Here is a 22,345-nt window from a genome sequence, read left to right as displayed (position 1 = left end):
ATTTCACGCAATAATATGGTATACTGTCACAATATCTTTTGATTATAATTTTTTTACTGCTTTCTCAAATTCCTTCTCTGTGTCAATAAATTGATATGGCTCATATTCTCCATATGCCGATGGACGGCTGATCGTAACTATAAGACGAAAACATCTCCCCTAATTCCGCAAGGTTATCCAATTTCCTATGGATCATTTCAAGCATCCTGCGCTGTTTTTCCTCCGTCTTATAGTATTTCCGCACCAGCTTTTCCAACGATTCTATTGTGACACGCTGCTTTTTTATCGCATAGGCGCCGAAGTCTCCAGTGAACTGATTTGGCTTTCCAAGATACTGCATTCCCATTAAATGCGGTATCTTAATCTCTGAATTTGTAAGGTGGAGGATACGCTTCTGTGTGTGGATATAATAGTCATACTCACACAGCACCTCTTTCGTATCCCGAAAAATTTGCAAAAGTGTCCGCATTTTTTCATCCTTCCGTAAAAAGAAACTGCCTGAGCGGTTAGACTCAGGCATTACATTTCTTTTTTGAATTGCAATTCTGGGAGCAGTCCTATGATAATTCCATAGGCAGAGACGACCTTTGTATTTCTATTGCCCGCAAAGTCGGGACGGGTAGCTCCTCTCTATCGCCGCAAAAGCACAGAAGCTTTTCATTACCTATAATCTATCATGCCCCTGCCGCATTGTCAACTGCTTTCCTGCTCTTTTCGCGGGGAGGGGGATTTTATGCCCTTTTGACATCTTCTTATGCCGCAAAGCTTTCATACTTATTTATTGGAAGGAAACGGAGACAAGACAATGGAACCTTTAAAAGAAGCATTTGACATATATCAGAAAATGCTTCCGGAAAATGCGCATCAGCTCATTTATTCGTACTGTACCCTCGCCAATCTCATGACTGCACTGAGAAACTACGAGACTGCCATTACCAGCTATTCTCACACCATCTGGCTCTTGCTTGAAAATAATTATACGGAGGATTCCTCTGTAGTTTAGGAATTTGCTGTGAAAATAAATGTTATACAGCAAATACAAAACAGCGATGAACCGGATATTGGCGTATAATTGTACCTTTTCACTGTCTGCCAAAATCAATGAAATATCTTTACAAATTCATGCTTACTTATACACAAGAAGCGATGGAGAATTACCCATATTTCCCATCGCTTCATTTTGCTGATATAATTTATAATTAATACCGGATTTATCAGATTATCCCCCTGCGCCGTGGCTTTTTTGGTAAGTACTCTTTTATACTGTCATCTCCTACTATTTAAATACTCCACCAAATCTGCTACTGTTGTCACCGGATTACTTTGCCTGCAAATAATCTCCAATTTTTCCTCTTTCAAAGTGCGGACACGCTCTTTTGCATATCGAATAGCGCTTTCCTGTAAAGGTTTCAACTGATCATATACATCCTGACTTTTTTCGTAGCGCTCCAGACGTCCTGTCTGCTTCAACATTCTTATCACCGATTGACAATCTGCAATTTCTGCTTTTTGGTTTACAAAATGAAGAAGAAACCACAACTCAAATGACGGATTGGAATATGCAAGTCGATATCCTTCTCTCATCGCTGTCTGCTTTGCTTTCTGCAATGACCCGTCGGAGTTCTCGTCACGGTCAAACACGCACCAAATCATATCTCCCTCATCCGGATAGTATGGATTTGTCCCTATCGTTGACCTAACCTTTTGGACAAGGCGGTCTGCAGCTTTGTATTGTGATGGAATCGGTATAATATCGATATGGAATCCACGGCTTCTGAATCGCTTAAAATATCGAATCTCTGTTTCTGTCCCTTCACAAATCAGGTATACTACAGGATTGCGTTTTCTCCGATAAGCAGATTTGCGGCTTATTTCCTTTATTCTTCCCATGGAACCTCACCTCCGATAAATGGAATCGCTCCGTATCGTCCCTGCAGATACCCTTTGGAAATGTTTTCACCCTTCCTTGGGGAAAAATCTGTCAGGGCGTAAACATCCGTCTCCATTGACTTTTCGTCTTTTTCTACAAACCAAATCTGATCACGCCTTAAAAGAGTAAGATCCAGGAATCCCGTATCATGTGTGGTAAAAATCAGTTGCGCATGGCTAGTGTTTACTGCTGCATCCTGAACCATTTCAATCAGATGCCGGGTAAGTAATGGATGCATACTAGACTCAATCTCATCTACCACCAGCACAGAACCATTTTGTAAAGCTTCCATCCACATCCCAATCCGCGAAAAAAACTTCTGCGTTCCTATGGACTCCTGCCCCATGCGTAGAGAATATTCTGTCTCTATTCCCTCCTCGCTAACCAATCTGTGTACAGCCTCAATCTCTGAATTTTCTTTAGAACCAATTACCCGTACATCTTTAATCCCAAGATCTGCATACAGCATCTCCCTTAGGATAAGCTGCTTCTTTCTTCCGCCTTTTTGAATTGCCGATAAAGTAATATCCAAAGCTTCTGCGCTGCCAGTAATTCCCTTTAGTTTTTCAAAAAACCATTGATACGCTTTTTCAGTCTGGGCACAATTCCATTCATTGGAACTGACCAAATACAGGCGATTTTCCGCCGTCCTGCTTGCCAGTGTCATTTGCTCTTGAATATTCTCACGGAATTCAAAAGTATCTTTTTCTCTGGAAAATACGAGTGCCTCCCGACCCTTTGGCCAGTGATAAAGATATTCCGTCAAAATACCAGATTGGTTGAAGGAATAACCGTATGCATATTTAATCCCCTTATAAAAATAGATAATCTCAAAACTGGTCGGTTCCAGGCTTGTGTCCATAAACGCAAACGGCTCTTGCGGCAGGTTTTCTCCTTTCAGCAATTTTGCATAATTGCCACAGATCATCTCTTTCATCAAAAGAAGTGCGTGGAGAACATTGCTCTTACCCGCTGCATTAGCCCCATATAATGCCATAACCGGAACTAATTCCTTTTTTTTATCTGGCGAAATGAGACTATTCTTCATAGAACTGTCCTTAGATGCCTTCATACTAATAGTTGCTGTATCTTTTATTGACCTGTGGTTTGTCACAGAAAACTGCAATAACATAAAGTTTCCTCCTTAGGCTTTGTTTCCATTGTATCATTGTTCCTTTTTTAGTCAAGTTTTATTTGTAATTTTTGCAGGAAATAAGCGATTTTCTCAAATAAATTCTCCCCTAAGGGCCCGATGGATTCTTCAGTTAAAAAACCATATGTCTCCTTCAACTCCAATACTTTATGAAAATATTGATTTCTTTGTTTTGCTGTGCTGTACTTTCCAAAGTTAAATAAATGGTAATCTGCCACCGGGTAGATAAGCGAAAGCATTCGTTACACATCGTTAGGTCATTGAAGATGTATAAGCGGATGCTTATTTTATTTTAGGAGTTAATCATGTGTAAGCGAAAGAACAAAATTATCATTTATTTTGCAGGTTTGAAATTGCAGCTGCGAAGCCTCAGGCGTCAGCTGGAATCTCGAATCAGCGACCCGGTCAAAAAGCCGCTTGCACTGGAAATGCAGGATAACGACCTGAAGGCAATGACTGCAGCTTTAAATCAGATATTCAGACAGGACGAGGAGTTCCGACAGCTTCAAAAAAGGAATGAAAACGAATATAAAGATTTGATTACCAATATTTCCCACGATCTTCGGACTCCTCTGACCGTCCTGAGAGGATATCTGCAGCTATTGGAGCGCTGTGAGACTGATGATACGGGTAAAAAATATCTGTCCGTCTGTTTCCGGCATACGGACGAATTAGAGCAGCGGATCAGGCAGTTTTTTGAATACTCCTATTTGATGAATCAGGAGCAGGAGCCGCAGCTGAAAATATTAAATGTAACCAACCTGATTGCTAACATTATGACAGATTTTATACCCATGTTCGAGGAAAAGGGTCTCACAATGCGCTTAAGCCCCGGTGCCATCTACAAAGGCCTGGCGGAGGAAGAACTGCTTAAGCGGGTGATGCAGAATCTCCTGAAAAACTGTCTGCAGTATTCTGTTGGAGAAGTGGTGGTTTCCATCACAAAAGATACAGATATGCCTGTGCGTCTCCCACATATCCATGCACCAGGAGACTTCATCTGCATCTGTGTCCAAAATCCAATTGCCGAAGATTCAAGGCTGGATCCTTACAAAGTATTCCAACGGTTTTATGTGGAACGCCAAGAACGCAACCAGTCTACCGGCCTGGGATTGTCCATCGTAAAACTCCGCGTAGAAAAAATGCAGGGGGAAGTATTTGCCATACGTGATGAAAATCTGCTTCATATTGGATTTTATCTTAGAATCGGTTTCTGAAATAGATCAATCCCTTTCTCCTTGTAACTGGTAAATCGTATTACCTCGCTTCAAAGGGAAGCCTGCCAAGAAAAATGATTGCCGTACCACTTCCCAGTAATAACGGAACTTGATATACACATACGAGACCGCCGCATATGGCAATGAAGGTTCTTGCCCAAGATTAGGCATGAACCGCAAAACCTAGCGGCGGTCTATACATTTCACTGATATTTCATGTTATTACTTGTTTTTTGAGGCATTTTCTGAACAGTCTCTCCATTGCTCCATACTCACAGAGGAAAGACTCCCTGCTCGCCTCCAGCATTTCATCCTTGTCCGCATTCACGAAATTTATCACATATCCATTATGCAGCGCCAGGCAACGGATGAATTCCCTCTGGCTCCGGCCGTTGCCTTCCCGGAACGGATGCAGGGCATTGATTTCTGAAAAATAATATGCCAACCGGATGGCAAAGCCATCCTCTTCCAGCCCATGCAGATAATTCTCCGCTTTCAGCTTCCCAAAAATCTCCTCCGCCTGCCCGAAAAGAAACATGGCATTGCAGAACATATTCCCCTTTGCAATATCAAGGTAGCAGTATAACTCATCCGGCATACGCTACTTTGCACCTCCCAGAATTTCCCGGCGCAGGTCATCACCCGAAACATCACCATTCTTATAAGCATACAGCATCCGGACATCCTCTTTTGTCAGATCCATGTTTTCAAACGCCATTGTCGCCCTCACTTCGTCTACCGCCTCTTCTGCCGAATACACAGGACGGCCCATCTTTACCTCAAACGGAATCCCTTCCGTGATAATTATCTGCTTGATGAGCATATTTACAACTGCTGACAGGTTCGTCCCCAGCTTTTCCAGTATTGCGGATGCCTTTTCCTTATCCTCTGCAGAAGTCCGCACCTGCAGTAATGATGTGTTTGCCATAATCATCCCTCCTACAGCTATTATACAACATTGTCATTACATTGTAAAGCAGAAAAAGCTTCGGGTGCTCTCCACGCCCCACACTGACAACAATTTCAAATAATATCCATCCGTTTCTTATTCCTGCCCGTATACAGACATGAAGCAAAAAAGGCAGGCATCTTTTTTTATAATCAATCCTAAAATACTTCCAATGCTTAATGACACAATAATGTATATGGCAAGTGCAAAAAAGAAAATCGGAAGTTGTGCTGGTAAAACTGCTTCAAATAGCACGGGAGCCAGCAGCACTATCACAGCACAGGAAATCATCAAATGTATAAATGCGGAAAGAAACATTGTAACAAGACCTAAATGAAATCGCTAATCCCCCAGCTATGCTGGGGAGAATAGAGTAGGTTGTGACGAAGAGGATATTATAAAAAAGCCTCCTATGTTAAAATGAGAAAGGTGTCGCAAGCCAATCTCAAGAATAGGAGGCGGTCCAAATGGACAGTAAAAGTTTATCACACACGAGATGGAAATGCCAGTATCATATTGTATTCATACCAAAATATCGAAAAAAGAAATTATTCGGTCAGTTGAAATACGATGTACGGGAGATATTAAGTACCTTATGCAAATACAAAGGAGTAGAAATTATAGAAGGCGCAGTGTGTGCCGATCATGTGCATATGTGCGTGAGCATTCCGCCCAAGATAAGCATTTCAAATTTTATGGGATACCTGAAGGGGAAGAGTACGCTGATGATATATGACAGGCATCCGGAACAACAAAGTAAGTGGAATAAGGCATTTTGGGCAAGAGGGTATTATGTGGCAACAGTAGGAAATGTAACAGAGGATGCCATAAAGAAATACATCCGGGAACAGTCAGAAGAATCCCGGAAAGAAGAAAGTGAAGGAGCCGCTTTTTAGCGGCAGCAAGTAATATACGCTTGCGACACCCGCCTTTTAGGCGAGCAGTAACAGAGCCCTTGGGGGCGTTTTTCAAACCCCCACTTGAAGTGGGGGTTGGTGATTAGACAGGCACTCCGTTTGCTTTATAAACTTTGTTTATATCGCTTCCATATGTTTCAATCAGCGATGGTGGCAATCCAATAAACGCCCCCATTGAAACACTCATTACAACCATAGATTGGATGAGCGTACATCTCATATCGGGCATAACAGAAGTGAAAATACCGCCCATAAGAAGAAAAAATATAAGCGGAATGACATAGCAGGTGACTAACAAGGATTTGCTTCGTATATCCAATTTCCACTGTAACGCAACGCCGTATAAAAACCCACTCATTCTGATCCCCTCCTTGTCATTTCCATAAAATGCTGTTCCAGTGTGCCACGGTCAACTTTAATATCTATCACATGGGTTCCCTTTTCTTTCAACTCACCAAGCAGAGCAATCAAACTATCTTCTATATTGTCCGTTTCAAAAGTCCTCTCCCCTTGCTGTGTTTTGATATGGATAAAATATTTTTTCCCAACCTTGTCTGTAAGTTCCGAAGCTGTGCCGCAAAAAACAATATTTCCGTGATTTAAAATGGCAATACGGTCACATAAGGCTTCTACCTCCGCCATATCATGGCTTGCCAAAACAATTGTTTTTCCTTGTGATTTGAGCTTTCGGATTTGCTCATGAAGTGAAAGTCTGCCCAGGGCATCTAGCCCCGCGGCTCATCGAGGAAAATAATATCTGGATTGCTGATAAGCGCAAGGGCAAGATGCAGACGCCTTTTTTGCCCTGTGGACAGCCTGGCATACTGCTTTTTCTCAATTTCTTTGATACCAAGAGTATGAAGCATAGAGTAGTCAATCTCTGTCCTATTCCATTTTGCAAACAGCTTTATAGCCTCCATAGGTTTGATGTGAACGGGCAAAGATGATGATTGCAGCTGGATACCCATTTTCCCATTTACGATAATTGTACCGCTGTCGTATTTCTTCAAACCCTCGATACATTCCAGAGATGTCGTTTTTCCTGCTCCATTTACGCCAAGCAGAGAAAATACTTCTCCTTTTTCGATTTGAAAATTAAGTCCCTTAAGAACAATATGGCTGCCATAGCTTTTCCTTAACTCACTAACTTGTATTGCACGGTTCATCATTCCACCTCCTCAAACGGATTTACTCCGAGTTTTGAAAAGTAAACTTGCAAAGCTGGCTCTAAATAGTCGTTTACAATTTTTTGTCTTTCTTCCCAGGCATTTGCAGCAGTATCAATATTTCCTATTTCCATCAATTTCGGCAGCATACTCATATCGCCATTTGTAAATTCCATAATCAGGCCCCAATATTCTTTTACAATCTGCTGACACTTTTCACTTTCGGGGAGTACATTTTCCTTTTGCAATTGTACAATTTCATCGCTCAAACGATTAAATCTGTCCATAAAATCTAAACCACTTTCTCTGTCGAATTGATTACGTATATGGTCAAGCATATCGTCATCGAAACGCTTAATAAGATAGTAAGAGTCATTTTTTATTTGCAGATTGACAATAATATCTGCATATTTCTTAAAATTGACTGTCCGCATTTGTAACACTTCTGTCTTTAACTGTTCGATTGCTGTCAAAGAAGCTGTTAGCTGTTCTATTTTCTCTCGTATGCTATCTGCCTGTTCGGTAAGGGCAGTTGCTACATCAGTCGGTGTTTCTAAAGGAATTAAGCGTTGCTTTATATCATTCAAAGAAAATCCTAATGATTTCAAGGACAAAATCTGATGAAGTATAACTAAATCTTTATCCGTATAAAGCCTGCGCCCGCCCTCACTTTCTGCTGATGGAGAGAGTAATCCCTCTTTGTCGTAATATTGCAAAGTTCGGACAGTTGTTCATACTTTCTTCGCAACTTCACCAACTGTCATATATCCGTCTGGAATTGCCCTGTATTTTGACATAGTCCTTTACCTCCTGAAACGTATTATAAATCATTACGCGACGTAACAAGCAAGATATTTTTGGGAAATTTTTAGGCGGCAAGATTCCTCTGCCGCCTTTCGTACTTATGCAAAAATAATTTCTGATACCTCTCTTACTGAACAAAATTGATAAACAGGGCAAGAACAACAATCCCCGCCATCATCAGAATCCACAGGACACTAACCACCATAGAAATGATATTTACGGTACTGCGGCTTTCTTTGTTTCGTACACAGACCACCGACAGAAGTCTTATTTTTCATAGTTTTTACCTCATTTCTTTTTTACCAAATCGTGTGACTGCCAGGGCGAATACCAGGCTAAACATCAATATCGCACAGGGCAGGAACGGAAAATACGAAAACGCAGTACCGGAGGATTCTGCTGTAAAGTCATGAAGTGAGCAGGACACCAGATAACCGCTGTAACAATACGGGTATGCAATCCAAAGCGGCGTATTCGCTGCCAGAACGCCGGGAATTACAAGGAGCAGGTTCATTCCCACGGAAAGAAGCGGTTTTTCAAACAATACGGTAATCGCCCACATCATCGCTACACAGGGCAGCATGGTAAGGAATAAACCAACACACCATTTCAGTAAATAAAGAACGGGCAATGTTTCCGTAATCCCCATCGTGTGCGTGGCGTACAGCCCTGCTGTTACGAATACTACAAGGAATACAACCATTTCCATGAACAGGTAAAACACCAGCACACAGAATTTGGCGATAGAAAGCATATGCCGGCTGACCGGTAAGGCCAGCATTTTCAGGATGCCATTGTTTCCCGTTTCCCGTCCCGCAATCATCACACAGACCACGATCATGCTGAACGGAAGCAGATAGTAAGCGTAAACCAAAGCGCTTTGAATAAACATCGCAGGCCACGCATTTGTATATTCCGGCGTGAAATAACTGCTCAGATTCGCGATCCCGGAAGCGACCACCAACAGCGGGGCAATAAAGATCAGGGGCACGATTTTGGATCGTTTCACTTTCATAAACTCGATTTTGAGTAATTCCAAAAAACTCATTTCAGTCATCCCTCCTATTCATAACGAAGATTTTTTGCCATCCATAGGCCGATGGCAAGAAACAAAAGTGTTTCAATCAGAGAAGCAATGATAACGGTCCCATCCGGCTGTGCGCTCATTGCAACCGCCGGTTTCAGCATCACAACAAAAGGGTGTGCCATCAGAATATCCATATCCGAATTTGCCAGCGCCATACCACTTAAAAATCCCGCAACACCAACGCCGAGGGGAACCCACATGTTTTCAAACCGTGAGGAAATCAGCAGCATAAAGGCCAGTACCGGCATAGCGGTAATAAACGAATATGCCGCAAAACGAATCACCGTCATCATTTCAAATGAACCCTGCGGCAGGTCTGTCATCCCGATTTGGGCAAGCGCAAGATTTTGCAGAATTATCGCTGCCAAAAGCATAAAGGTCAGGATCAGAAATTTGCAAAGGTACATCCCCGGAACGCTCATAGGCAGCATATACATTTTTTTGACCGCGTTTCCCTTAAACTCCATGTTGTAAGCCATGCAGGAAGCGACTACGATCCCAAACATATTCAGAACCACAATCATGCCATAAAGCTGTGTCAGCAGAACATCCATAGGAGCCAGCGGCAGGTTCAAAAGCGTATCTTTCCGCACAATAAAGTTGACAAATGCGTATGCAGCTCCTAAAATGCCTGCGGCCAGCAATACGGAGATGACGCCGGTTCTTTTCTCTTTCCGAAGTTCGATCCCAAGTGCATTCATAAGTCTGCCCTCTGCTTTCTGACGGAGTTATCCTTTTCCACCATAGAGAGAAACATATCTTCCAGATTATCCGCTGCAAATCCAGAATGCAAAGCTCTCTGACGCAGATCGTCTAAACTGCCCTCAAACAGCAGCCGTCCATGATTGAGGATACCGATGTCATCTGCCATCAGCTCAATTTCTGACAGCATGTGAGACGAAATCAGAACCGTACAGTCATACAGGTCAGGCAGAGACTTTACCAGATTTCGGATTTCATGGATGCCGGAGGGGTCGAGGCCGTTCGTCGGTTCGTCCAGAATCAGGATCGGTGGCCTCCCCAACAGTGCTCCGGCAAGCCCCAGACGCTGTTTCATACCCAGCGAATATTTCTTTGCCAGCCGTCCGCCAAATTCGGTCAGGCCAACCAAATCCAATGCATCCTCAACGGCATCTTTCGGCAGCCCCAAAATTCTGCGGATGATATCAAGATTTTCCCGGCCGGTCAGATTTGCATAAAAAGAAGGTGATTCAATGAATGAGCCAATCTCTTTGAGAATGGCAATCCGGTCATCGGGAAAGTGCTTTCCGTCAATGGTAAAGCTGCCCTTTGTGGGAGCGGTCAGTCCCAACAGCATTTTCATAGTCGTAGATTTGCCAGCGCCGTTGGGACCTAAGAAACCATAAATACTGCCTTTTTGAATGTGAAGCGAAACATTGTTGACGGAAGTAAAGTTTTTGTATTTTTTCGTCAACTGTTCTGTTGTAATAATGTAGTCCATACAAACATCTCCTTTCGATATTTCTATGGTACAACATCAATCTGACATCTACGCTCCCACGTCCTTACTTTTACCTTACTTTTTCAAAGAGCCGTTCACAAGGCAGACAGGCTATGCTATAATCAAGCTGACAAAAACACAATTTATGTAGGTTGTACAGCTTGTCGGGGAGGTGCCGCGATGGACAATACATTTTTACACAGTAAGAAGCTCCTGCTGGTTGATGACGAACCGGAGCTTTTGAAAATGATAACAGCTATACTAACAGATGAGGGCTTTCAGTATCTTGTTACTGCCCCCAATATGAAAGAGGGAATTGCCGCCGCCAAAGCGGAAAAGCCTGATCTTGCGATTCTGGATGTGATGCTCCCGGACGGTGACGGGTTTTCCCTGATGAGACAGATACGCACATGGACGGACATTCCCATCATTTTTCTGACAGCCCGTGACGAGGCAGCAGACAAGCTGGCAGGCCTTGGCCTTGGAGCCGATGATTATATCGCGAAGCCCTTTCTTCCCCAGGAATTTTTACTGCGGATCTACGCGGTTTTGCGCCGTTGTTACAAGGAGGACGAGCCAATTTTGAAGCTTCATAGCTGTACGGTGGATTTCAGCCGGGCCGAAGTAGACAATGGCAGTGAGGTACTTCCTTTGACGGCGATGGAGCATAAGCTGCTGGAAACCCTTGCGAAGAATGAGGGACGCATTGTGACTGTGGACACGCTCTGCGAAGCCCTGTGGGGCGACAATCCTTTTGGCTATGAAAACAGCCTGAACGCCCATGTGCGCCGCATCCGGGGGAAGATCGAGGCAGACCCGTCAAAGCCGGTTTCCCTGCTGACGGTTAAGGGGCTGGGCTATAAGCTGCTGGCGAGGAAATAACCGATGAAAGCATTTGGAAAATATATATCAAAGTATCTCCTTTCCTTTTTTGCCTTTGTTCTGATCCTTTTACTTGTCAACATCCTGGCGTTTTCTCTGACATTTGGGGGGATCGTATTCCAGGAATACGGCGCGGCGTCCCCTGCAAATATGCTGGAGAGAGTGGCCGCTGATCTGTCTGTTTCCGGCATATCAGAAGAAACGGTGCAGGAACTGAACCGTAACCAAATCTGGGCCATGTATCTGGATGAGGGCGGGAGCTGTGACTGGTCGGTGTCTTTGCCGGAGGAAGTACCAACACAGTACAGAGCCCAGGATATCGCCGTATTCTCAAAAGGCTATCTTAAGGAGTATCCCGTTTTTGTGCGGAGTATGGAAGAGGGCCTGCTGGTACTGGGCTACCCGAAAGACAGCTTTATGAAACTGACGGGAAACTATCTTCCCATGCGGGCAGTCAGGATTTTTCCACTTTTCGTAACGGGCATCCTGGCGGCAGACATATTGCTTTTGTTCCTGGTCTACTATTTTTCCAAACGTAAGATTTCCAAAAACACGGAACCGATCATGACCTCGATTAAAACACTGTCTGCCGGCAGGCCCGTCAGCCTGTCTATTCACGGCGAGTTGTCGGAAATTGCTGACAGTGTGAATCAGGCATCCCAGGTATTAAGCAGGCAGAACCAGGCCCGCGCCAACTGGATCAGCGGTGTCTCCCATGATATACGCACCCCGCTTTCTATGATTATGGGTTATGCTGAGCGGATTGCCCGCGACCATGCAGCCAGCGGAAATATTCAGCAGGAGGCAGAGATTATCCGGGCACAGAGCGCAAAAATCAAAGACCTGGTACAGGACTTGAATCTGGTATCACAGTTGGAATACGATATGCAGCCGCTCACAAAGGCTCCGGTACGCCCCTCCAGACTGCTGCGCTCATATGCGGTGGAATTGCTCAATGCCGGTATCCCTGAAAAATATTCGTTAGAAACGGAAATTTCCAAAGATGCTGAAACTGCGGTCATAGAATGTGACGCGCGGCTGATCTCACGGGCAGTTGGCAATCTGGTACAGAACAGTATCCGTCACAACCCGCAGGGTTGTACCATCAGCTTGCGGCTTGCCTGCTCTGACACGGCTATTTTTCTCACCGTTGCCGACAATGGCGTAGGCCTGTCCGCCGAAAAGCTGCGGGAACTGGAAGAAAAACCGCACTATATGAAGAGTACCGACGAACGACTGGACCTGCGGCATGGGCTTGGGCTATTGCTGGTAAGGCAGCTTGTGGAGGCGCACGGCGGAACAATGAAAATGGAAAGTACGCCGCAGAATGGATATAAAACAATTTTGGCATTTCAAAAGCTGCTTTCCTGAAAGGAAAATACAAGGCTCCGATTCGCACCTTGTCTTTTCCTTTCTCTTTACTCCAATTCGTTTTTATCTCCCTTAAGTCTGCCATTATATTCTTCCAGTGTGATATTTTTTTCTGTCATTTCTTTTGCTGCCTCCTGCCCCACATAACGATAATGCCAGGGTTCATAGATTATCCCTGTTACATCTGCCTTTTCAGGAGGATACCGCAGTACAAACCCATATTTCCAGCTGTTAGCGGCAAGCCACTTCGCTTCCTCTGTATCTGCCTGCTTCTCATTCAGTTCCACATACTGTGCGGATGTAATGTCCAGCGCAAGCCCGGTGGCATGCTCACTCGTTCCCGGAAACGCCACGGATTTTTTTGTTTCTTCATATGCGTCCAGCGGTCCATACCCCTGAGAAAGCCGGTCTGCCATGCTGCTGTCGAAAATCTCCCTTTGCTTCTCATAATCCCGATATGCAGAACAGACATACAGGCTCATTCCCGCACCAGCCGCATCTTCCAGCATTTTTGCCGCCGCATCCAGAATCCGGGCATCCACATAACGGTCTTTCACGACTTCCGCAAGTTCCGGTTTCCATCCTTCATCCAAAGGATGGGATTCATTGACCAGCGCCAGTCTCCAGTCATCCTTTTTAGACGGATAAGTATCCGTATTTAAGCCGACTGTCGCCGCATTTCCATGAAATGAAGCCTGTCTGGAAACTTCTTTATTTTTTTTCGCAGCATTTCCGGCTTCATTTCTTTTTTCCTTCCATGCATTTCCGATGATAAAAGTCAAAGCTCCAAGCAGTAATCCGCATACCAGTCCTGCTAAAAAACCAATAAACAACACTTTCTTTAATTTACGTCCATGATTTCTCTGCCTTCTGCTGTGTAAATCTGTTCCCATATTTTCCTCCTTGGTACTGTCACAATATCCGGACAATATTATACCTTACTAATCTCTAACCTATCTCTAAACTGAAAAAGCTTTTTTAGAGGTTTCTTAGAGGTTTCTGTGATATAATCAGTAATATCCAGGCTGCATTGACAGAATACAAAACGAAAGGCAGGGCTACTTCATGCGAATTTTAATTATAGAAGACGACAAATCACTGGCAGAGACCCTGCGCTTCCAGTTGGAACGGGAACATTTTGAGACAGATATCTGCCATGACGGTGTGGATGGCCTACACTTTATTGAGCAGCAGGCGCATGACCTGATCCTGCTGGACCGGATGATTCCCGTATTGGACGGAATCTCCGTCTTAAAAATCACACGGGAAAAGGACATCTATACACCCATTATTTTTATAACTGCCATGGGAGCATTGCAAGACAAAGTCACCGGCCTTGAATGCGGAGCGGACGATTACCTTGTAAAACCCTTTGATTTCGAGGAGCTCCTTGCCAGAATACACAGCATTTTACGGCGCCCTGCCAGGTGGGAGGGTGACAAACCTTTAAAATTGGGGGATATTTCTTTTGATGTGAAGCAGAAGGTTTTATACTGTAATAAAAATTCCTGCTCTCTTTCGGCAAGAGAGGGAAATTTACTGGAAATATTTCTTCGCAACCCCGGCATGACGATTCCCCGCGCCTCCCTTCTTTCCAGAGTATGGGGACCGGACGCTTCCGTGGAGGATGGGAATCTGGATAACTATATTTATCTCCTGCGTCGCCGGCTGAAAGGAGTGAGAAGCACCCTGCAGCTTAAAACGGTGCGGGGTATCGGATATCGTCTGGAGGTGCCTTATGTTTAAACGGCTTCATATCCGGCTGACCCTCTTCTGCACCTTTATAAGCGGCCTGATCCTGCTTCTGACGTCCTTAATCTGCATCTCTTTTTCTGAAGCAGAGGCCAGGGAAAGCTATTTTTCTAATTTTGAATTGAAAGCTGCTATGCTGATCCACCAGATCGAGAGCCAGTCTGTGCTTTCTCTTGAATGGTTCTCACAGCTAAAAGCAGATACAAAGTTCGAGATGGACATTCAGGATAACGGGACAAAACTGATATTCGAAGACCTGTCACCTCAACGGCTGGATCCCAGAATATTTGCTTTGGCAAGAAAGGCAGCCCGGGACGAATACGGACTTACGGAAGAGTCCATCACCTCAGACACAAAACTTTCTTCCAATGCTTCTTTTGAACTGCATACAGGCGGAAAGAAATACTATGCCTGTATCGCACTGATCCCGAAAAACAGCCATATACTGAATACCGCTGTTCTGCAGCCTTTAACGGAATTATCCCATTCCATAAACGTAAGCCGGGTTTTATTTGCCGGTGCGGATGTTTTGGGGATTATCTTACTTGGGATATTTTTCTGGTTCTACACATGGCACATGATCCGCCCCTTAATCATAAACCGCCAGAAGCAGACAGAATTTATAGCAGCAGCCTCACATGAGCTGCGTTCACCTCTGGCACTTATGCTCTCCTGCCTTTCCTCCATGAGTAAAGCCTCTGCTGATGAGGCAGAACATTTCTCTGAAATGATTATGCAGGAAGGGAAACGAATGGGACGGCTGATCGATGACATGCTGACATTATCCAGTTCAGACAGTACACATTTCCCCATAAATAAAACAAACGTAGAACTGGATACCCTGGTACTGTCGGCCTATGAAAAGTTTGAGCCTCTGGCACTGAAAAAAAATATTTCTCTTGATTTCATCCTGCCGGATACATTGTCCACCCCTTATTCCTGTGACAGGGAGCGTATCGAACAGGTGCTGTCTATCCTGCTGGATAACGCCTTAAGCTATACTCCGGAAAATGGCCGGGTCTGCCTTTCCCTTTCAGAAACTTCCGGCAGGATTACCATTCGTGTCGCAGATAATGGGATCGGTATTCCTGATTCAGAGAAAGAGTCAATATTTGAGCGTTTTTATCGCTGTGACAAGGCGCACAAAGACAAGAAGCATTTCGGTCTTGGGCTTTGTATCGCACAAGAAATCGTCCATATGCACAAAGGGAAAATCCGGGTGGAAGATACACCGGGAGGCGGTACAACCTTTGTGGTTATGTTAAGTTAATACTGTCAGTAACGCCGAACCTGTAAGAAAATGCTGGCATTTTTCGGGATATTCTCTTCCAAATCTCCAGCTTATTACCCCGTCACTAAAGCTGCTCCCTTCTACAAATAAGCGGGTCTTTTTATCCGCATGGATTAACAGCCTTCCGCTTAATATACATGGTCCAAGGATATACTTCTGACCATCCATGCCGCATACACATCTTCCTATATCATCCATAAACCTTCTTCTCACTTTCCGACAAGGATTGCCGACATTCATCTCCTGTATGGTTTACTGCCTGGCATATTTCCAGAACCAGTAAGAATCCATATTTTCCGTAGCCGGAACCCTTGCCTGTCTCATTTTTTCAAATTCTGCTTCCAAATCCTTTAAATATCCACATTTAAGCACGCTGAAACAAATCTGTTCTTCCACCATCTTTGCTTCTTCAAAAATATCCCGATGGTAGCAGTATACCTTGTACCAATGCTGTTTCCCGGCTTTCAGACATCCAATACAGTTTGCATGCTTTGATTCAAAGTACACCCTTGGCCTGGAAATACCTATTTCTTCTATATTATTGATCGTTCTCGGCCACTCCACTAAAGGATAGAGGGTATCATATCCCATGCTTTCCAAATGCCTGCGCCTTCTTGCAACACGGTGTATCTCATTTTCATCAAAACCATAGATAAGCACAATCTCTTCGGACATCTGGCCGTCATAAACCGGATAATTTTCTTCCAGCCACTGGTAAAATGGCTGTGTTTTTAAAAAATATGTACAAATTTCATGGCCTGAACGGAACTTTACTCTCCCATGCTCCAGACATAAAGAAAGCGGAGTCTTCTGCTCAAACCCTTCGCAATTTGCGTAGGTTATCGGCAATTGAAGATACTCCGCTACCTGGTTCTTAAACTTTTTGATTTTTATTGACTCGACCTTCGAGCTAATATCATGATTTAGAAGAATAACGTTTTCATTTCCAAACCGTCTTACTGTTTCTACCGCTGCAAGAGCCGAACTATGCCCGCCGCTATAACATACAACATACTGCATCCCTTTTCTCCTGATATCTTATTCCTACATGGTGAATATCAAAAAGACGCATGGTTTACAGTCTCTGCTCCATGCGTCTTTATGTTGATATTTTAAGAAACTTTTTATACCAACTGAACAATCTCTTCTTCAAGTTCTTTTATATCACTTTCAAGCAATTCTGGAAAGTATAAACTCACCTCATCTATTGTAATTTTACCATCTCTCAACATCAGTATAGCCTTCTCTTTGGCTAAGTCATACTTTTCGCTTTTAATAAATGATCTCATAATCTGTTCTTCATCAAACAAACTCATCATAATCGTCACAACCTCCTTTTCCTTTTTAAGCAGATAATCCCTTAAAACATTCCTGTCCTTGCATATACAGATTGTTTCCGTAACTGCCTTCCTTGTCATACCGTGCATTTTTGTCTGCTCATTAAAGACTTTACAGAAAATAATATACTGATTAATGATATCGTCCTCATTGCTTTCATAGATAACCTTTGCTTTTACTTCAATGTCAATATCTGCGCCTTCAAAAAATTCTTTTGATAAAGATATTCTATCAGGCTTTCGTCCTTTATTGCCCGTAAATATCACATAAAGCTCCGGCTTCGGCATTTTTACTTTTTTGCTTTTATAGTAGTTTTGGCTGGTACGTTGGAAATATTCGTGATAGCTTTGCGCCAGATATAGCAAAACTCTTACTAAAATATTCATTGTCCATGTGGACTGAGCCTCTACCAGTATCATCAGCTTATTGCCCACAATAAAGCCTAAGTCATTGTATAAATTGTCTGTCAGCACATTTTCTATGGTTACGTCAGTTAATGAATCTTCCGTAGCTGCGGTATCCTCTGGATGGAGTGTTTTATACAACTTTAACAGATAACTTTTATCTTGAAAGAGGTTCAGGAACACGCTGTTTTTTGCGGTGCGCTTTGCCATAATTTCCTGTACCTGCTTTGTCTCGTCCTGCATCCTATCACCTCAGTTCCTTAAAATCTGTAGCAATAATACAATATTATTTACTCCTGCTACATCTCAATTATACAAAAAAACACTCATGTTTACAATAAAATTCCTGCGAATTCTCTATGTATTATATTTTTCCTTTCTTAAGCAGCTCACCCTGGTTATTTCCTTCATGTTCGTTCTGCAGACAGCACAGCTTCGCCAGTGCAACCTTCAATGCGATATCCGGCCGATAGGTGCCCCGTTTTATCAGGTTCACCATATCATCCAGAACATCCATCGCCTCACTGCACCTGTCAGCAGACATCCTTGGAACGAACGTGCGCCCGTTAACCCCTAATGCACTCAACGAACAATGGCACACCTCCATTTTATATGCCAGCCGGTAGCTTCGCAAAAGCAGCGACAGCACACCAATCACATTATTGGGCTGATTCTGCAGGATTAATTCCGCCTGCCGGAACACATCACTGTATTTTCCTTGCATAATAAGCTGTATCAGCAGGAAAATATTCTCCTGTTCCCGGTCCAGCACCGTATACTCCACGGTTTCCTTCGTAATCTCCTTCACAGCACACAGCCGTTTCAATGAATGAAGCACATCATACAGATTTGTTTCCTCTGAATCATAATTAATCAACTGCAGATACCGCTGATATGCCTCTGTAGTAATCTCACATCCGGCCTTTTTCACAAACTGCATGACCGTCTTCTCCAGAACATCCCGGGACAGCTTTTTGAAAACCTGGACTTCTTCTTTTTTGAACATCTTGTACACTTTGCTCCGCCTGTCAACTTCCTGGACAAAAATATAGGTGTCCGTAGTTTTCCCTTTTTCAGATACATATTTTACGAATTCCCCGCTCTCTTTCAAACTATTCGCGCGGTAAATCAGCACCTTCTTATCCCCGAATAACGCATGCTGACATAAGAAGTTCTGCTCTGCTTCCGTAAATTCACTCGTTTCCATAAGGTTAAACTCCGGTGTTTCCACTTCATCTATAATTTTTTTGCGAAACTTATCAATCAAGTATGGTTCTTCCCCATACACCAACCATTTAGGCATATTGCGTTCCTCCCATAATCTTCAGCTTTTCTTCAAATTCCTTGATAAACATACTCTTTCCTTTACATATCTCCGTTAAATACAGCCGTTCCTTTGCCCTCGTCATAGCCACATAAAGCAGTCTACGTTCTTCCTGGGGCTCGTTTTTTTCAAAATCATCTACTCCATAGACCAGCACCACCGGGAATTCCTTTCCTTTAGAGTCATGGGCTGTCAGTAATTGAATCCTCCCTTCCTGCCCGGTCTCGTAAAACAGCCTGGTATCATCCCGAAAACGTTTGACCGAAGAAAGGTATGTCCACATCTGACCTGCATTTCTTATATTCCGTTCCCGAAACTTTTCATCCAGTATCTCCAGCACCTCCTTATAATCGATCTGCTCATCACAAAATAATTCCATGGCACGCAGTATTGCCTGCCGGGCTGGCAGGACAAAGCATTTCGCGGCCCGGTATATTTTTGAAAAAGCCTGTAAAATACGGCTGTCAGAAGCTGTGACACTCAGATATCTCGTCTCCTCCTCTCCGGCAAGGGGATAAATCATCCCCCTCGCCAGGTAATCCTCGTAAAGTGTCCGTTTCGATTCTCCTTTTTCAGGTATTTCACCCAGCATATTCAATAGCCGGAACCAAACCATATCATCGGAAAAGTCACCAAGATAGATTGTCAGCAGATCTAAAATTGCTTGAAATGTAGAATCATTACAAAGATAATATTTCGGTTTATTGAACCCAAGCATTGTTTCATCCGGATGCGCTTCATTATATTGCCCTAGCATACTGCACATGCATTCCAGCTCTTTATTCGACCTTGCAATCACCGCGATATCTTCCTGCCGGTATCCCATGTGAAGCACATCCTGGATAAATGCACCTATCCGGTTTGCCCTGAAATTATGGATTAAGACAGGCAAAAACTCCGTCTTTACGTGTGCATTCATTTGAAACGCTACCCGTTCTATATTATGGCTTATGAGTGTATTCGCCGCCGTCATAATCCCCTTTGCAGAACGGAAATTATCATTAAGCCTGATATCCGCCGCATCCGGATAGATTTCTGAAAATCTTAACATGAACTGATTGCTTCCGCCCCGAAAGCCGTAAATGGACTGATCCGCGTCCCCATATAACGCAATATTATTACAGAGCGGGTCCGTCACAAGCCGAATCAGGCGTGCCTGCATCTCATCCAAATCCTGGGCCTCATCCACCATAATATAATCATATGCCTTCTGCATTTTCTTTTGCACGCCCGGATATGCCTCCAGTATTTCCACAGCCAGGCGCACCTGATCCTCATACAGAATATAACCCATTGCACGAAACTTCTGCTCATACTGCTCCTTTATCTGCAGAATACCGGCCACATCCTTCTGAGGATACTGTTTTTGCAGTTTTTCTGCCCCATACTGGTTGATAAAAGAGAAATCTTTCAGCAGGCACTCCAGGAGTCCGCCTGCGGTACATATCCTCTCATAACTGGCTCCCTGGATGACCGGCATTCGATTCAGTATATAAAGCATCATCTGCATGCAGTCAACCTTGTTTACAAGTTTCTTTTTCCCGATCAGGTGCTCATGCTGGCGAACAATTCGGTATCCCAAAGCATGAAGCGTCATAACATCCGGCTTTTCCTTTGACTCTATCCGTTCCATAATCTCTCTCCCAGCCCTTTTTGTAAATGTAACTGCCAGGATTCTTTTAGGACTGACTCCATTTTTCATCAGCCGGCAGATACGGCCGGTCAGAACCTCTGTTTTCCCGGCTCCCGGACCGGCGCACACCCGCAGCGCCCCGTCACGATGCCGGACTGCTCTTTCCTGTTTCTCAGTATAGCTCAGCGGTTCCCTCACTTTCATTTTATCCGTGGCTTCTCTTTTGAAATGTATCTGTACCGGCGGGCTGCAGATTTCTGTAAAAATGCAGTTCCTGCAACTCTCCGTATGTACATGGCTCATAATTTCTCCAAGCCTTTCCTCAACGCTCTCCACGCCGGATTTCCAGAGTTCCTCCTCTGTAAAGCGCAGGATATTGTCGCCTTTCTTTTCCTCAAACATTGAAAAGTACCCTGCCCTGTCACTTGCAGATTCCGCCCGAACCATCATAACCTCCACCTGTTTTTCAGGATAACAAATCTTTATTCCACCCATAAGGCAAAGTAATTCGGCAGAGAAAAAAACGTGATTATCTGCCTTTTTCGCATAATAAGAATATGGGCGGGAGAATCTCCGGTATAAGATAATTCCCTGAATTTTTCCATCCGGCTTCTCTATGACTAAATCCGCCTGAATCTGCAGATTATGGATTTCATGTCCGGCATAGGAAGCCTCAAAATTTACCTCCAATGGCTTCAGCGCCTGTGCTTTCCCCGCCGTACGCCCTGACAGCCAGCAGTATAAGCGTCTTATCCGAAACAGATCATCCCTGACGGCCAGTTTCTTCTGCCAGCTTAATTCAAACCATTGCTCCGCGTATTCTTCCCGAAGGACAGACTCTATCTTTCCGGCCGCATCCTCCCACCCCGCCTTCCCGGCGAGCTGGATGGCGGCTATATCCAGAGCTTTCCGAAAGGATGCCTCTTTCTGAGTCTCGTAATGAAACACGGTCTGTTCCAATTCATATTTCTTTGGACATTTGAGCAGAGTCATTAAATTATCAGCCTTCATGATATAAGCCCAAACTCCAGCTGAATGTCCATGAGCTGGTATACCTTGTCTCTAAAATCCCGAAGCAGTTTTCCTAATACTACACAGGATATCACCCACTGCATACTCAGCATTGAAAATGAAAGGTGATTATATCCATCACATCCCGTATCAAAATAAATATAGTAATTATCTCCCAGGTATCCGTTATCATGTACATTCGTATAAGTCAGAGGATACATCAAGTCATCCAGCACATCCTCTATTGCCTGTTCCTCTTCTGCAAAGTAATTATGAACCATCTCTTTATGTTCTCTGCGAAATTTTTTATATGCGCCAATCGACCTGTTCTGCATAATAATAATCTCTCCATCTTCCATAGAACCATACGACCTTTCTATCTTGGATAAATTTTTCCAGAAAAGTGGTAACCATGAATCCGGGAATCCCCTTGTATGCAAAAGATCCAACAACGCTCTCTTCCTTGCTTTTTTCTCTTCCATCCATATCTCCACAGGAAAAATATCTTCCGAAATCATTATTGAAAATACATCAAACCCAGCAATAAACGCCGCATTTGAAAACAGGTCGCTGCAAAAATACTCATATTCTACATAGAGGTCCAAACACTCTTCCTGAAACACCCACTCCTTTTCTGTTCTTGATAAAATCAAA

23 protein-coding genes and 3 pseudogenes are annotated in these 22,345 nt (G+C 43.7%); 7 read left to right on the top strand and 19 right to left on the bottom strand.

Translation table 11 applies throughout. The features are described from left to right. Positions 1-42 precede the first annotated feature (42 nt). Together VSQ62_RS30640 and VSQ62_RS30635 are read right to left on the bottom strand one after the other, a co-directional pair. A complete protein-coding gene (locus VSQ62_RS30640) occupies positions 43-132 on the bottom strand; it encodes a DUF6718 family protein (RefSeq protein ID WP_334638734.1) in 90 nt (29 codons plus the stop codon). After that, the gene (locus tag VSQ62_RS30635) at positions 101-469 is read right to left on the bottom strand and encodes a PBECR4 domain-containing protein (protein ID WP_334638611.1); all 369 of its coding nucleotides are present in this window, start codon (positions 467-469) and stop codon (positions 101-103) included. The genes VSQ62_RS30640 and VSQ62_RS30635 overlap by 32 nt, the downstream gene beginning before the upstream one ends. A gap of 336 nt (positions 470-805) precedes the next feature. Between VSQ62_RS30635 and VSQ62_RS30630 the strand changes: the two genes are divergently transcribed. Continuing rightward, positions 806-1,003 (top strand): hypothetical protein, encoded by a 198-nt coding sequence (locus VSQ62_RS30630; protein WP_016220554.1) that lies wholly within the window; start codon positions 806-808, stop codon positions 1,001-1,003. Between the two features lie 263 nt (positions 1,004-1,266). On the opposite strand, the gene VSQ62_RS30625 is transcribed toward VSQ62_RS30630, so the two are convergent. Further along, positions 1,267-1,890, bottom strand: coding sequence for an RloB family protein (locus VSQ62_RS30625; RefSeq protein WP_334638610.1), 624 nt, complete (start codon positions 1,888-1,890; stop codon positions 1,267-1,269). Further along, a complete protein-coding gene (locus tag VSQ62_RS30620) occupies positions 1,878-3,062 on the bottom strand; it encodes an AAA family ATPase (protein WP_016220552.1) in 1,185 nt (394 codons plus the stop codon). Before VSQ62_RS30620 ends, VSQ62_RS30625 begins: the two co-directional genes overlap by 13 nt. Before the next feature lie 326 nt (positions 3,063-3,388). Here VSQ62_RS30620 and VSQ62_RS30615 point away from each other — a divergent pair, with 326 nt between their 5' ends. Further along, on the top strand, positions 3,389-4,300 hold the full coding sequence (locus VSQ62_RS30615) for a sensor histidine kinase (protein WP_334638609.1): 912 nt from the start codon (positions 3,389-3,391) through the stop codon (positions 4,298-4,300). Between the two features lie 214 nt (positions 4,301-4,514). Here the strand turns inward: VSQ62_RS30615 and VSQ62_RS30610 are convergent, their stop codons facing one another. Next, positions 4,515-4,898, bottom strand: coding sequence for a Fic/DOC family protein (locus tag VSQ62_RS30610; protein ID WP_016220550.1), 384 nt, complete (start codon positions 4,896-4,898; stop codon positions 4,515-4,517). Positions 4,899-4,901: 3 nt separating this feature from the next. Beyond that, complete coding sequence (locus VSQ62_RS30605) at positions 4,902-5,228, bottom strand: type II toxin-antitoxin system RelB/DinJ family antitoxin (RefSeq protein ID WP_016220549.1); 327 nt, start codon at positions 5,226-5,228, stop codon at positions 4,902-4,904. 488 nt (positions 5,229-5,716) lie between these two features. On the opposite strand from VSQ62_RS30605, the gene tnpA reads away from it, so the two are divergent. Continuing rightward, positions 5,717-6,145: an IS200/IS605 family transposase gene (tnpA, locus tag VSQ62_RS30600; RefSeq protein ID WP_286145363.1), complete on the top strand. Its 429-nt coding sequence runs from the start codon at positions 5,717-5,719 to the stop codon at positions 6,143-6,145. Positions 6,146-6,251: 106 nt separating this feature from the next. Here the strand turns inward: tnpA and VSQ62_RS30595 are convergent. The 6 genes and pseudogenes from VSQ62_RS30595 to VSQ62_RS30570 form a co-directional block, all read right to left on the bottom strand. Then, positions 6,252-6,524 (bottom strand): annotated as a pseudogene (locus VSQ62_RS30595) (ABC transporter permease); the annotation flags it as partial. Beyond that, positions 6,521-7,332 (bottom strand): annotated as a pseudogene (locus VSQ62_RS30590) (ABC transporter ATP-binding protein). The pseudogenes VSQ62_RS30590 and VSQ62_RS30595, both read right to left, overlap by 4 nt. Continuing rightward, positions 7,332-8,129 (bottom strand): annotated as a pseudogene (locus tag VSQ62_RS30585) (MerR family transcriptional regulator). The pseudogenes VSQ62_RS30590 and VSQ62_RS30585 overlap by 1 nt, the downstream one beginning before the upstream one ends. 290 nt (positions 8,130-8,419) lie before the next feature. After that, entirely contained in the window at positions 8,420-9,184 is a 765-nt protein-coding gene (locus VSQ62_RS30580) for an ABC transporter permease (protein WP_286082820.1), read from the bottom strand. A gap of 14 nt (positions 9,185-9,198) precedes the next feature. After that, a complete protein-coding gene (locus VSQ62_RS30575) occupies positions 9,199-9,924 on the bottom strand; it encodes an ABC transporter permease (RefSeq protein ID WP_286082821.1) in 726 nt (241 codons plus the stop codon). Further along, a complete protein-coding gene (locus VSQ62_RS30570; RefSeq protein WP_016220504.1) occupies positions 9,921-10,685 on the bottom strand; it encodes an ABC transporter ATP-binding protein in 765 nt (254 codons plus the stop codon). Before VSQ62_RS30570 ends, VSQ62_RS30575 begins: the two co-directional genes overlap by 4 nt. A 180-nt stretch (positions 10,686-10,865) precedes the next feature. Here VSQ62_RS30570 and VSQ62_RS30565 point away from each other — a divergent pair, with 180 nt between their 5' ends. After that, on the top strand, positions 10,866-11,567 hold the full coding sequence (locus tag VSQ62_RS30565; RefSeq protein ID WP_016220503.1) for a response regulator transcription factor: 702 nt from the start codon (positions 10,866-10,868) through the stop codon (positions 11,565-11,567). Positions 11,568-11,570: 3 nt separating this feature from the next. Beyond that, complete coding sequence (locus VSQ62_RS30560; protein ID WP_334638608.1) at positions 11,571-12,938, top strand: sensor histidine kinase; 1,368 nt, start codon at positions 11,571-11,573, stop codon at positions 12,936-12,938. A 47-nt stretch (positions 12,939-12,985) separates the two neighbouring features. Here VSQ62_RS30560 and VSQ62_RS30555 read toward each other — a convergent pair whose 3' ends face one another. Beyond that, positions 12,986-13,831, bottom strand: a complete 846-nt coding sequence (locus VSQ62_RS30555; RefSeq protein ID WP_334638607.1) for a M15 family metallopeptidase — start codon at positions 13,829-13,831, stop codon at positions 12,986-12,988. 172 nt (positions 13,832-14,003) lie between these two features. On the opposite strand from VSQ62_RS30555, the gene VSQ62_RS30550 reads away from it, so the two are divergent. Together VSQ62_RS30550 and VSQ62_RS30545 are read left to right on the top strand one after the other, a co-directional pair. Continuing rightward, entirely contained in the window at positions 14,004-14,684 is a 681-nt protein-coding gene (locus VSQ62_RS30550; RefSeq protein WP_300842354.1) for a response regulator transcription factor, read from the top strand. Continuing rightward, on the top strand, positions 14,677-15,960 hold the full coding sequence (locus tag VSQ62_RS30545) for a sensor histidine kinase (RefSeq protein WP_334638606.1): 1,284 nt from the start codon (positions 14,677-14,679) through the stop codon (positions 15,958-15,960). The genes VSQ62_RS30550 and VSQ62_RS30545 overlap by 8 nt, the downstream gene beginning before the upstream one ends. On the opposite strand, the gene VSQ62_RS30540 is transcribed toward VSQ62_RS30545, so the two are convergent. From VSQ62_RS30540 to VSQ62_RS30515, 6 genes are all read right to left on the bottom strand, one after another. Further along, positions 15,952-16,179 (bottom strand): hypothetical protein, encoded by a 228-nt coding sequence (locus VSQ62_RS30540; protein ID WP_334638605.1) that lies wholly within the window; start codon positions 16,177-16,179, stop codon positions 15,952-15,954. The two genes, VSQ62_RS30545 and VSQ62_RS30540, sit on opposite strands and share 9 nt — an antisense overlap. A gap of 54 nt (positions 16,180-16,233) precedes the next feature. After that, entirely contained in the window at positions 16,234-17,001 is a 768-nt protein-coding gene (locus VSQ62_RS30535; RefSeq protein ID WP_334638604.1) for a hypothetical protein, read from the bottom strand. 104 nt (positions 17,002-17,105) lie between these two features. Further along, positions 17,106-17,933: a hypothetical protein gene (locus VSQ62_RS30530; RefSeq protein WP_334638603.1), complete on the bottom strand. Its 828-nt coding sequence runs from the start codon at positions 17,931-17,933 to the stop codon at positions 17,106-17,108. Between the two features lie 154 nt (positions 17,934-18,087). Beyond that, entirely contained in the window at positions 18,088-19,026 is a 939-nt protein-coding gene (gene holA, locus VSQ62_RS30525) for a DNA polymerase III subunit delta (RefSeq protein WP_159757577.1), read from the bottom strand. Beyond that, complete coding sequence (locus VSQ62_RS30520) at positions 19,019-21,691, bottom strand: ATP-dependent helicase (RefSeq protein ID WP_334638602.1); 2,673 nt, start codon at positions 21,689-21,691, stop codon at positions 19,019-19,021. The genes holA and VSQ62_RS30520 overlap by 8 nt, the downstream gene beginning before the upstream one ends. Continuing rightward, positions 21,688-22,173 carry a hypothetical protein gene (locus tag VSQ62_RS30515; protein WP_334638601.1) on the bottom strand — a complete coding sequence of 162 codons (486 nt, stop codon included), beginning with the start codon at positions 22,171-22,173 and terminating at the stop codon, positions 21,688-21,690. The genes VSQ62_RS30520 and VSQ62_RS30515 overlap by 4 nt, the downstream gene beginning before the upstream one ends. Positions 22,174-22,345 lie beyond the last annotated feature (172 nt).

It is taken from the genome of Sporofaciens sp. JLR.KK001 (genome assembly GCF_036941055.1).
Lineage (GTDB): Bacteria > Bacillota > Clostridia > Lachnospirales > Lachnospiraceae > Sporofaciens.
Note: the sequence above shows the minus strand (reverse complement) of the source record. Positions and strands in the feature narration are given on the sequence as shown.

Excerpts from the sequence above, each read along its gene's own strand:
- tnpA (WP_286145363.1), top strand. The coding sequence starts at position 5,717 with ATGGACAGTAAAAGTTTATCACACACGAGATGGAAATGCCAGTATCAT.
- VSQ62_RS30615 (WP_334638609.1), top strand. The coding sequence starts at position 3,389 with ATGTGTAAGCGAAAGAACAAAATTATCATTTATTTTGCAGGTTTGAAA.
- VSQ62_RS30570 (WP_016220504.1), bottom strand. The coding sequence starts at position 10,685 with ATGGACTACATTATTACAACAGAACAGTTGACGAAAAAATACAAAAAC.
- VSQ62_RS30635 (WP_334638611.1), bottom strand. The coding sequence starts at position 469 with ATGCGGACACTTTTGCAAATTTTTCGGGATACGAAAGAGGTGCTGTGT.
- VSQ62_RS30550 (WP_300842354.1), top strand. The coding sequence starts at position 14,004 with ATGCGAATTTTAATTATAGAAGACGACAAATCACTGGCAGAGACCCTG.
- VSQ62_RS30530 (WP_334638603.1), bottom strand. The coding sequence starts at position 17,933 with ATGGCAAAGCGCACCGCAAAAAACAGCGTGTTCCTGAACCTCTTTCAA.
- VSQ62_RS30515 (WP_334638601.1), bottom strand. The coding sequence starts at position 22,173 with ATGGAAGAGAAAAAAGCAAGGAAGAGAGCGTTGTTGGATCTTTTGCAT.
- VSQ62_RS30575 (WP_286082821.1), bottom strand. The coding sequence starts at position 9,924 with ATGAATGCACTTGGGATCGAACTTCGGAAAGAGAAAAGAACCGGCGTC.
- VSQ62_RS30620 (WP_016220552.1), bottom strand. The coding sequence starts at position 3,062 with ATGTTATTGCAGTTTTCTGTGACAAACCACAGGTCAATAAAAGATACA.
- VSQ62_RS30610 (WP_016220550.1), bottom strand. The coding sequence starts at position 4,898 with ATGCCGGATGAGTTATACTGCTACCTTGATATTGCAAAGGGGAATATG.
- VSQ62_RS30625 (WP_334638610.1), bottom strand. The coding sequence starts at position 1,890 with ATGGGAAGAATAAAGGAAATAAGCCGCAAATCTGCTTATCGGAGAAAA.
- VSQ62_RS30605 (WP_016220549.1), bottom strand. The coding sequence starts at position 5,228 with ATGGCAAACACATCATTACTGCAGGTGCGGACTTCTGCAGAGGATAAG.
- VSQ62_RS30540 (WP_334638605.1), bottom strand. The coding sequence starts at position 16,179 with ATGGATGATATAGGAAGATGTGTATGCGGCATGGATGGTCAGAAGTAT.
- VSQ62_RS30520 (WP_334638602.1), bottom strand. The coding sequence starts at position 21,691 with ATGAAGGCTGATAATTTAATGACTCTGCTCAAATGTCCAAAGAAATAT.
- VSQ62_RS30580 (WP_286082820.1), bottom strand. The coding sequence starts at position 9,184 with ATGAGTTTTTTGGAATTACTCAAAATCGAGTTTATGAAAGTGAAACGA.
- VSQ62_RS30560 (WP_334638608.1), top strand. The coding sequence starts at position 11,571 with ATGAAAGCATTTGGAAAATATATATCAAAGTATCTCCTTTCCTTTTTT.
- VSQ62_RS30535 (WP_334638604.1), bottom strand. The coding sequence starts at position 17,001 with ATGCAGTATGTTGTATGTTATAGCGGCGGGCATAGTTCGGCTCTTGCA.
- VSQ62_RS30555 (WP_334638607.1), bottom strand. The coding sequence starts at position 13,831 with ATGGGAACAGATTTACACAGCAGAAGGCAGAGAAATCATGGACGTAAA.
- VSQ62_RS30565 (WP_016220503.1), top strand. The coding sequence starts at position 10,866 with ATGGACAATACATTTTTACACAGTAAGAAGCTCCTGCTGGTTGATGAC.
- VSQ62_RS30545 (WP_334638606.1), top strand. The coding sequence starts at position 14,677 with ATGTTTAAACGGCTTCATATCCGGCTGACCCTCTTCTGCACCTTTATA.
- holA (WP_159757577.1), bottom strand. The coding sequence starts at position 19,026 with ATGCCTAAATGGTTGGTGTATGGGGAAGAACCATACTTGATTGATAAG.
- VSQ62_RS30630 (WP_016220554.1), top strand. The coding sequence starts at position 806 with ATGGAACCTTTAAAAGAAGCATTTGACATATATCAGAAAATGCTTCCG.